Here is a 1258-nt window from a genome sequence, read left to right as displayed (position 1 = left end):
CCGAGAAATGGCTTAAACGCCATGGATATCCCCACGCCGTTCTCGATGAGGTGACCGCCGACGAGATTGCCGCCGATTACATCGAAGGGTGGGCCGCAGCATGAACCCGGCGCGCGCGCTCCAAACAGAGGTCTCTACCCCTAAAGATTTAAGGGTGGAATTCGCCAGAGCCGCCGACGGCATCGCTGTCGCGCGCCTCAGTGATCTCGTCTTTGCCATGGTACCGGCCGGCGACGGCCATTATTTCCTCGCCAGTGCTTGGCGCGTGTCACGGCCGCTCACCGAGCTGAAACGCGAGGATTTCTATTCCCATCATGGCGCGGTCGCCGACGAAGCAGCCTTTCGCGACCGCATGGTCGAACAGGCGGAACATTGCCGCGAGTTGCGGCTCCTTTCCCGACAGACCGTGCGAATGACCTGCAGCACGCCCTGGGGTCCGTCCCAAGGCGCTACCGCCTACGCCGACGGTATCGTCTGCCACACGACGGCTGGCCATGGCGGCTTCCACCTCTCCTCCGCTCGCAACGCCAAGGTCCATCAGACGCTGAGGGCAGACGGCGGCTGGTACGAGGAGGATGCCGCCTGGGCAATCGTTGCCTGTACCTTTCCGGACCTGTTCACGGCGTATGAACGCAAGTGCGCCGACAAGACGACCCGCGACAGTTGGCCCGATGCCTGGGAAGAGATCCACGGTCGATCGCTCGCACCGGGCGAATCTTGCGCGAAGGACGCCCAGGCGTTCGCACGCGAGCATGCCGAGGACTGGATCGTCATCTCGGCGCTGCGGTCGGAGCATCACCCCGGCATGACCGAGGTGATCGCCACGATCGGCGGCACGCGCGGCGAGCACGTGGATGAGCGCCGCTTCCTGGTGCCGAGCCAGGAATATGCCGTCGGCCGCTTCGGTTTCGTCATCGATGAGGGGAAGCACGTCGCCTATGGTGGCCCTTCAAGTTTTGCCGGGTGGCGCGGGAGGGTGGCGTGATGGCCAATGTCCAGCAACAGGCGGCGCAACTCACCCGCATGCAAGCAGCACGGCGGCAGACGCAGCACCATCTCGATCTCATCGACCCGCAGATCACGCGGCGCATGACAGCGTTCATTCCGCTGCCTGGCCGGCGCCCGCCTTGCTATCGCCGCGGCAAGCCGCCGGAACCGGGCGCCTTCCTCGAACGCTACCGCGCAAATCTGGCAGCTCTGACGGCCGAACGTCAGCCTGAAGTTGATGCGCTCACGCGAAAGCTCGCCCGGCAGGACG

General features: G+C 64.9%; 2 protein-coding genes. Both read left to right on the top strand.

Features of this window, described 5'->3' with window-relative positions:
• Positions 1-100 precede the first annotated feature (100 nt).
• Positions 101-985: a hypothetical protein gene (locus RCCGE510_RS32295; RefSeq protein WP_037080763.1), complete on the top strand. Its 885-nt coding sequence runs from the start codon at positions 101-103 to the stop codon at positions 983-985.
• Positions 985-1258 (top strand): hypothetical protein (locus RCCGE510_RS32290; protein WP_007637620.1); only part of this gene is annotated, 274 nt, incomplete at its 3' end. The genes RCCGE510_RS32295 and RCCGE510_RS32290, both read left to right, overlap by 1 nt.

Origin of the sequence: Rhizobium sp. CCGE 510 (genome assembly GCF_000292525.1) — a bacterium.
Classification (GTDB): Bacteria; Pseudomonadota; Alphaproteobacteria; order Rhizobiales; family Rhizobiaceae; genus Rhizobium.
The sequence above is the reverse complement of the archived record's forward strand: the minus strand, read 5'-3'. Positions and strand labels throughout refer to the sequence as shown.

Bases quoted from the DNA above. Each gene is read 5' to 3' on its own strand.
- RCCGE510_RS32295 (WP_037080763.1), top strand. From the start codon at position 101: ATGAACCCGGCGCGCGCGCTCCAAACAGAGGTCTCTACCCCTAAAGAT.